Source organism: Acidobacteriota bacterium, assembly GCA_009861545.1.
Classification (GTDB): Bacteria; Acidobacteriota; Vicinamibacteria; order Vicinamibacterales; family UBA8438; genus WTFV01.
In genome coordinates, this window is record VXME01000132.1 from 50,116 (window position 1) to 58,088 (window position 7,973).

Consider the following 7,973-nt stretch of genomic DNA (forward strand, 5'->3'; position numbering starts at 1 on the left):
ACTGGAGAACACGTCGAGGCGATCGAGCGACTTCGGCGCGCCGAGGCGACATCGGACGCGATTCCGTACCGGAACGGCTGGCAGAACCGGCCGGCAGTGAAACGACGTTTCGCGTAAGCTATTGATTCTAAAGGATGCGCCCGTAGCTCAGCAGGATAGAGCATCGGTCTTCTAAACCGAGGGTCGCTGGTTCGAATCCAGCCGGGCGCGCCACCTCTCGCGGCCTGTTTCTGTAGTAAAAACGCCCTGTTTTCGCGCTTTTTTGGAGCCCGTAGCGCGATCTGCCGCAGGGTCAGAACAGGTCAGAAAGTGCCGCAAAAAGGCCCCTGATAACTCCAAAAGTTAGCAGAAAAGTTAGCAGGCAGAGGTCGGCGGCAGACCTGCGCCGTCTGAGCCAGCGTCATCGCCGGCTAGGAACGTACGATCACGTCGGAGATCGGCCGTCAACGCGGTCGCCGTTCTCGCCCTCCAGCCGTCCGACGCGTGTTCATCCGAGCCCGCATCCCGGGTCCCGGCAGTCGCCGTCGACTCCGTGCCGACTCGGCGAGCTGCATGCCTCCGTCGCGTCGTGATTGCAACGCAATCGTCGTCTGGGGTTAGGGATCTCCGGGGCTCACTCGGCGAGTGCCAGGGGTTCATCCGCGGGCCGGTTGGTGGCGGCTGCGCCCGTGTGGATCCTTCTGGCTCATTGTCCTTGTTGAAGGAGCGGGAGACCTGGGTGTTCGGTCGGGGAAGCGGTGTCCCGCCGTGGCGGTTGCCGTCGTCGCCGCCGCGGTCCTGGCCCCGGTGGTCTCTGGCGGGTTTACACGCCCGGGCGTGCGCTTTGCGACTACCGGTCGACGCTTCCCGACCGGGCTTGGGAAGCCCTCGGGCGCGTTGCGACTCCCGGTCCAGTCCGGCCGCCTCGCCGGCGCTTGCGGCGTCTTGCGGGTGGACGACGTGCCGCGCTGCGGTTCGGTCTACGCCGCGGGCGGCCTCTCGCTGACTGCTGTCGGTCCTGTCCGCGTGTCGACCCCTCGTCGCGTGTGTCGGTCCGGCGCTGTTCGACGCGTTCGGTTCGTGGCTCTACGCTCGGGCTTGTCCGGCGTCTCCCGACCCTCCGTTGCGTGTCGCTTCGTCCTCGATCCAGCTGATGAACCGACCTTGCCTGTTGAACAGCCATTCGTTCGCTTCGAGGCTGTCGTCGACCGCCTCGTCCGAGCATTCGGCCTCGTACTCGCTCTCGAGCTGCCGGTACAGCCACCGCGCCAGGTCGCGCAGCGTCTCGGCGGCCGATTCGGCGGTTCCTTCGGTCGGTTCGCGGCCGTCGGCGTCGTCCCGCTCGATGCTGATCGTCATCGAGTGCTCGTGGTAGTAGAGCCCCTGGTGCCCGATGTCGGCCCGCAAGCGATAGAAGTTCGGACGTTGCGCTGCGGTCAGGGCGTCGGCGATCACGTGCAGTTGCGCGTCCGTGGCCGCGTGCTTGCGGATCCGCTGGCTGCACCCGCCGGCGTACTCCCACTCTCCCTCGAAGCACGCACCGTCCCCTTGGTGGCAGAACCCGCTGAACCAGATGCACGGTCGCTCGACGGCGCTCCCCCTGCGCCCCGCGACGCGTTGCTGGTGCTTTTTCAGCGTGATGCCCAGGATCGTGCAAATCTGCTCGAAGTCGTCGAACACCGCCTCGTGCCACGTCCCGCTCGTGTTGAGGACCTCGTCGATGTACCAGCGCCGGGCGCGGTCCTTGGCCTTTCCTTCGAGCTCGCCGATCCCGTACGCCGTCGTGTGGATGACTCGCGGCATCTTCTCCTCGCGCCGTTCTCGATCACGGCTCCCGGGCGACCATCTCTGCGGTCGCTTTGGTGTTTACTCATCCCCGCCCTGCGCGGGGCAGTTGCTGGTCGTCGAGCTGGCCCCAGCTCGGAGAGCGGCCGATCCCCGAGCGGGCGGGGGAGCCGAAAAGCCCCTGGGTGAAGGCGGTCTCCACCGTGGTCCATTCCCGTGCACGGGCCGGCTGCCTCGTTGGAAACCCGTCAGGCGGCCCGTGCGCGCTGGACCATCACCACGGGTGCGGGGCCGCTGTGCGGTTCCTTCGGCCTCGCCTCGGACGATCCACGGCGCATCCCCACAGGTGTGGGTTGGGTTGCCGAAGCAGCGCTACCCGCAGCGTGCGTGCTGGCCCTCCCCGCACGTTGCGGGGGTCTCGCAGCCTCTTGAGGCGCTCGCAGACCCGCTTCGGTTCATCCCGCTGGTTGTTGCCGGGCGTTGCCTGCTGCCGCCTTGCGCGCTTCCCCGGCGTGCGGGGCGGGCTCGCTGTGCGAGCTTGTGGCGGCGTGCTTTGCACGGACCATCAGCCGTTGGCGTCGGCGGTGGGGATCGGGTACCCGCGCTCGCTGCGCACGTCGAGCAGGTACTTGCGCGCTGCGGTCCGGCGCGCTTCCGGCGGGGCGTCCGTCCCGAGGCCGTCGGCGGCCAGTGCCGCGTGCAGGGTGATGCGGTTCACCCACCTGTTGTTTCCCCTGCACACGTAGTCGGGTTCGATGCCGTACTTCTCCCAGTGCGGCTCCATCTCGGTGAACGACTGGAAATCGTTCCTGCAGTCGCCGGAGAAGTCCGGGCGGTGGCGGTCGCCGCACCCGCTGCATCCCTCGTCGAGCTCGGCGTCCGCCTCGGTCGCGCATCCCTCGATGATGCGTTCGCGGGCGGCGCGCGCGTCCGGCTCGAGCTCGTCCGGCTCGTAGTCGAGCAGGTAGATCGGCAGGCGTTCCTCGGGGTCGAGCCGCTTGCCGCCGCTCCGGAAGTGCAAGTCGTCGCTGCCCTGGCCGCGGATCTGTTCGATCATCGTGTTGTCCTCGCTAACGTCGTGGTGCGTACTGCACCGCGGGGTCGTGGTGGCTGCCCTTGGGTACGGTGGCGTTGACCATCGGGAAGCCGCACTGCGGGCAGCACGGCAGGTGCACGCATTCGTCCTCGCCTGCCGCGCTCTGCTCGCATTCGCTTCGATCGGTGGTCCGTCTGGGCGGACGTCCCGGGCGCCTTCGCGGCGGTGCTGTTGTTTCGCTTCGATCCCCGCTGGTCGGGGCGTCGTCTGTCGGCGGACGCCGACGGGGATGGTGTTCGGGTCGACGCGGTCCCGTTTACCTGGCCTGCGTTTCCGGGGTTCCGGCGCTCGCGTCCACCGCTTCGTAGCGTGTGGAGCGTCCCTCGCGCAGCGATCGGACGCGGCCCCGCTCGCGCAGTCACTTCAGGTTCGCGTCGATGCCGCCGGGCGTGGCGCCGTCGGGCTGCAGCCGCGCGATGATGGCGTTCCGGCCGCACGGTCCCTCGTGCTCGATCATCCGCAGGATGCGCGCGGTCAGCGTGCCCCCGGCGGCTTTGCGCTCGGCCGCGATGGCCTCCCACGCCCGCTTGTAGTCGGCCTCGACGACGCCGCGGCCGGTGCGCCGTATCAGCCCTGCTGCGCACAGCTCCGCGACCGCGTTGTCGATCGACGTGCGCCTGGTGCCCAGCGGCTCGAACGCGGCCAGCGTCTCCGCGCGCGTGCGGCCGTCGCCCTCGGCGATGAACCCGAGGACGCGGGTCGCCATCGGCGCGTCGCCGTCCCTGCGCGCGTAGTCCTGCAGGGCCATCTGCTCGCCGACCAAGCGCACGACCTCGATCGTGTTGCGGCCGTCGGCGATCGCCGTCGAGCTTGGTTTCGAGCTCGTTCAGCTCGGCCACCTTGGGCTGGTCGCCGGCCGCCGCCGCCGCCTTCGTGTCGCGTTGCAGGTCCGCGAGAAGCCTCTCGCCGTTCTCGACGTCCTTCTTGAGCCCTTCGATGATGTCTCTCGCGGCAGCCTCGGGGTCGGGTCGTTGCCTGTCGCTCTGCGGTCTCTCTGGGACCGTCGGTCGTGCTCTGCCGCTGGCCGGGTTGCGCTCAGCGCCGGGGTGGCGCGCCGATCTCGATCTCGACGGCGCGGCCGCCGGTTTCGCGGTTGTAGATGCTGTCGTGCCAGTAGGCCGCCGGGTCGGTGTGCGCCCGCACGGCCGTTTCGGCGCACAGCGCCTCGGCCTCTTCCCTGGTCGTCGGGCGCGCGACGCACGTGTCGCCGACGACGACCTCCCAGTCGCCTGCCTCGGTCGGTCGCGCTGCCGGCTGGCCCGGGTCGAACTTGTCGCCCGCCTCGAAGCGGATGACGATGCGGTTGTCGCTTGCCTCAAGCGTGCCCACGTAGCCGTCGCGCGAGAGCAGCGGCCAGCTCGTCGGGGGCCGTGTGGTGGCGATCGTGGCAGCGCAGTCCGCCAGCCCCAGCGCCGCGAGCTCGCGGGCTGTTGCCGTGGCCTTCGGTGTTCGTGGGGTGCGTGGCTCCGGTGCGTCCCCGAGCACCGCCTCGGCCGCCGGCAGCCAGTTCTCCGCGTCGGTGTCGCACGAGTCCGCCCACTCGATCGCGCGCAGCGTCTCGCTGCAGGCCGCTAGGTGGACCGCCAGCCGGCGCCGCAGCAGCGGGTGGTTGCCGCCATTGATTATCGACTTGTCGAACTCCTCGATCGCGGCGTTGATCCGCGTGTACGCGTAGTCCATCGATCCGCCGCCCATCGGTTTCCTCCTGGGTTGCTTGTGTGTCCGCGGTGCCGTTCTTCGAGGTTTCGCGGTTTTGGCCGCGACGGCTGGTTCCGGAACCCCCGGGCGGCTCGTTCCGGGAGGGGTAGCGCGGCCGCCGTGGAGCTGTGGCGGCGCGCGTGTCTCTTGCAGCTGCGGCTCGCGATGAGGCGCGTCGGGTCCGGCGCTTGGCGGGTCAGTGGGCGGCAGCGCGAAGATCGGCGGCCTTCTCGATCCGGTGGGCACCGACGTCGAAGAAGTGCCGCCACCGCCGTTGCCACCTGGTGACGTTCGTGCGTTGGGCGGGATCGCGCCCCAGCGCCGTCACCAGCTCGTCGTGGCAGACCGCGTCGAGCACGCGGTATACCGGGGGCTCGGTCGCCTCGATGTCGAGCCTGCGGGTCTGCAGTTCCATGAGCGTCTCTGGCGTCAGCGCCGGTGCGGCTCGCAGGATGTCCTTCTCGAGGCCGATGAAACTCACCGCGAGCGTGTCGTGGTGCCGTGCCGCGCGCGCTGGACCGGAAACGATTCTGGCGACCGCGACCACCGCGGTGAGCGCCCCGGCGACCAGCGGCCGCCACGTCCAGGCGGCGGACGGTTGCGCGAGCAGGCTGACGACGGTTGCCACGCCCAGGAACGCGATTCCGAGGGTGCTGACTTGGTGGACCCGATTAAAGAAGCCTTCGCGGTGGCGGTGGTATCGGACGGAACGGCGTGCTGCGAACAGCAGTTCGTCGCAATCGGTCTGGAGCTGATCCATTGTTGTTCTCCCACCGACAGCACCTTGAGCTCGGGGCGGGCGTCGGCTATGACCGAAGGCTAGTGCTCCGTTGTCACTTTTCCGCACCTGCGGGGCGACGTTCCGGACCTGGAGTCGCAGCACGAATCGGAACGGGCCATCCCCACGCTGGCGGGGGAACGCCTGCTGTGCATTTGACCTTGTCAACCGTGCCGGACCATTCCCGCCCGTGCGGGATCGCCAGCAACAAGCTCTACAGCTTGATCCAGGACGGGGGTTCATCCCCACTGTCACGGGTCACCGGACGCTCTGTCGAGTCGCGAACGGTCAGGCATGGGACGCCCAGCCAGGTCGTCTCTTCCTGCACGCCGCCGGATTCGGCCACCTCCACCGCGGCCGCCAGATCGAGCTCCGCGAAGAAGAAGATCGCAGACATCGCGGCGTCATGGAACTGGCCGGTGTGCACCAGCATCTGCTGTGCGCGGCCCCAGAGGTCGCACATGACGGGGGCCGCCTTGACGAAGTTCGGGCGGGCGCCGACCACGTGGCAGGATCCTCACGACTCCGGCCCGTATCCCGATTCCCGGAGTCCGTGACCGGGGGAGAAGGCAACTCCCGGCCATGGCACCGGCCTCAGGGCCAGAGGCCGCCGAGGCTGAAGGTGACGGCGTCGAAGGGACGGATGCAGACTGGATCGGCGTCCTTCGCGCTCGCAATCAGCACCCACTGCCCTTCGCGCAGTTCCAGCGCCTCCAGCGTCCGGTCCGCCGGGTCCACCAGCCACAGGTGCTCGACCCCTTCGCGGGCGTAGATCGGACGCTTGCCGTGCAGGTCGAGCTTGCGCGTCGAGGGGGAGAGCACCTCGCATACCCAGTCCGGCGCCAGGTTGAAGTACGCCGTTTCGGGATAGTCGGGCATCCGCTCTCGGCGCCACCCCGCCAAGTCCGGCACCAGGATGTCCTCGTCGAGATGCAGTTCCGGCTCGTCGATGATCCACCACCCGCCCGGACCGTCGCGGCCCTTGCCGAAGGGGCCGACCAGTTCATCGCCCAGATACGAGCTCGCCAGCGCATGGGGCGCGGCCGGCCGCGGCTGGGTGTAGAGCTTCCCATCGACGATCTCGGCCACCCGATGCGCCGGGGCGTCGAGCACGTCCTGGTAGGTGGCCCGGGGAGGCGCTTCGGGCTCGCCGCGCCGCGCCGCCGCACCGGCGCCGCTCATCGCCCTCTCCTGTGCGCCGGCCGGGATGTCTTCGTTTCCATTGTTCTATGATCTCACGGCGTCCAATCGGCAAGTTCGTTTCGTACCCGACCAGCAACCCACGCTCGGCCGCCGAGCGCTGGATGGAGGTTGGTTCAGCTACTCGTCGGGGTCGCGGGCACGCCGCGGCGCCGACGAGCAGCATCGCAATCGACGTCACGCAGGCCGTACCCCGGCGAGAAGCCGAGGTCCGCGACCATGGCTACGGCCCGGAACACGTAGCGGTCCGCGTAATCCGTCCGGCAGTGCACACGTAGCCGGGTGGCGCCCGGTCCGCGCAGCATGGGGGTCTGGGCGACGATCTCCTAGGCGCCGACCGTCACCGTCTGACCTATCCGCGCGCCCTCCAGCAGGAATTCGAATCGCAAGGCCGGTGGGGCCAATCGCCGCATCGCACACCTGGACGTCCAGAGCGAGATGGAAGAGGCCGCGCCGCCAAAGGGCAGCTTCCCCTTCGAGTACGTACGGCACGAAGTGGGCGGCGCTCGACCGGTAGGCATTTCGCAGGTGCGGACTCGCGGCGTGGACATAGGAACTGGGGTCCCGAATCGAGTCGACGCGGTCTATCGAGACTTCGACACCGAGCTGGTCGACGTGCGCCGCAGGGCCATCCGGCCTACCGACGCGTATGCCAGCGGATGCACCGGCTCATCGCCGAAGAGGCCGGCCACGCTGCCCTTGCGGCCGCGATGACTTTCGTGGATCATTCGGCAGTCAAACTTGAGCGTTTGGAGTCCGAGCGCTCCATCGACCGGAAGCGCGCAACGAGAAGTGCCGCAGAATACTGAGGACTGGCAGAATCCGGGATCTGGCTCCAAGAACGGAACCAGAGATCATCAAACCCTGCCTCACGCTGGTGCTCAAAGACCGGCGGCGGGCACGGCAACGACGGGCGGGGCACCGTAGTGTGTGCGAAACTGTAACACGGTAGGCGGCCAACGAGGTTATTGCCTTGGTCTCCGGACCGTCGCTGGTGCGGACTCGGAGGATTCTGTACCGTTACTCAACTTCTGAAAGCGAGCGGCGGCGATCTGCATGTACGCCGGGACGTGGCCTAGCGTGTACCGTTCGGTCATGGCTGCGGTCGAGTGCCCCAGCAACTCCTTCACGATGCGGGTGTCGCCGGTGACCTGATACATGGCGGTCCCGTAGCTGTGGCGGAGGTCGTAAGGACGAATGCCCGTGATTCCGAGCCTCGCGAGGGCGAGGCGGAATGCTCGATGGACGGTGGAGGTCGAGAACCGCCCGACGGCCCCGAGTGCCTCAAGATCGCGCAATGCCGCTTCTCCTTCGGCCGTGAGGGGAATCGTGCGTGTCCGGCCACCTTTGCCCGTGAGAACGGTCAAGACGCGGTCGACGCGATTCCAGTGCTCGGGCCGATAGCGCATGATCTCCGACGGCCGCATCCCGGTGAAT

Annotated in this window: 7 protein-coding genes, 1 tRNA gene and 1 pseudogene; 1 reads left to right on the plus strand and 8 read right to left on the minus strand. The window is 68.4% G+C overall.

Annotated features, from left to right (window positions below; all coding sequences use genetic code 11):
- Positions 1–136: 136 nt before the first annotated feature.
- Positions 137–213: transfer RNA gene (locus F4X11_20730), tRNA-Arg, on the plus strand.
- A 924-nt stretch (positions 214–1,137) separates the two neighbouring features.
- On the opposite strand, the pseudogene F4X11_20735 reads toward F4X11_20730, so the two are convergent.
- From F4X11_20735 to F4X11_20770, 8 genes and pseudogenes are all read right to left on the minus strand, one after another.
- Positions 1,138–1,782, minus strand: a pseudogene (locus F4X11_20735) (antitoxin of toxin-antitoxin stability system).
- 547 nt (positions 1,783–2,329) lie between these two features.
- Positions 2,330–2,821, minus strand: coding sequence for a hypothetical protein (locus F4X11_20740; GenBank protein ID MYN67420.1), 492 nt, complete (start codon positions 2,819–2,821; stop codon positions 2,330–2,332).
- 397 nt (positions 2,822–3,218) lie between these two features.
- Positions 3,219–3,629 (minus strand): hypothetical protein, encoded by a 411-nt coding sequence (locus F4X11_20745; protein MYN67421.1) that lies wholly within the window; start codon positions 3,627–3,629, stop codon positions 3,219–3,221.
- Between the two features lie 266 nt (positions 3,630–3,895).
- Positions 3,896–4,555, minus strand: a complete 660-nt coding sequence (locus F4X11_20750; protein MYN67422.1) for a hypothetical protein — start codon at positions 4,553–4,555, stop codon at positions 3,896–3,898.
- Between the two features lie 199 nt (positions 4,556–4,754).
- Positions 4,755–5,318 carry a hypothetical protein gene (locus F4X11_20755; protein MYN67423.1) on the minus strand — a complete coding sequence of 188 codons (564 nt, stop codon included), beginning with the start codon at positions 5,316–5,318 and terminating at the stop codon, positions 4,755–4,757.
- 232 nt (positions 5,319–5,550) lie between these two features.
- Entirely contained in the window at positions 5,551–5,799 is a 249-nt protein-coding gene (locus F4X11_20760) for a hypothetical protein (GenBank protein MYN67424.1), read from the minus strand.
- A gap of 131 nt (positions 5,800–5,930) precedes the next feature.
- A complete protein-coding gene (locus tag F4X11_20765) occupies positions 5,931–6,518 on the minus strand; it encodes a Uma2 family endonuclease (GenBank protein ID MYN67425.1) in 588 nt (195 codons plus the stop codon).
- 983 nt (positions 6,519–7,501) lie between these two features.
- A partial coding sequence (locus tag F4X11_20770; protein MYN67426.1) for a site-specific integrase occupies positions 7,502–7,973 on the minus strand: 472 nt, incomplete at its 5' end.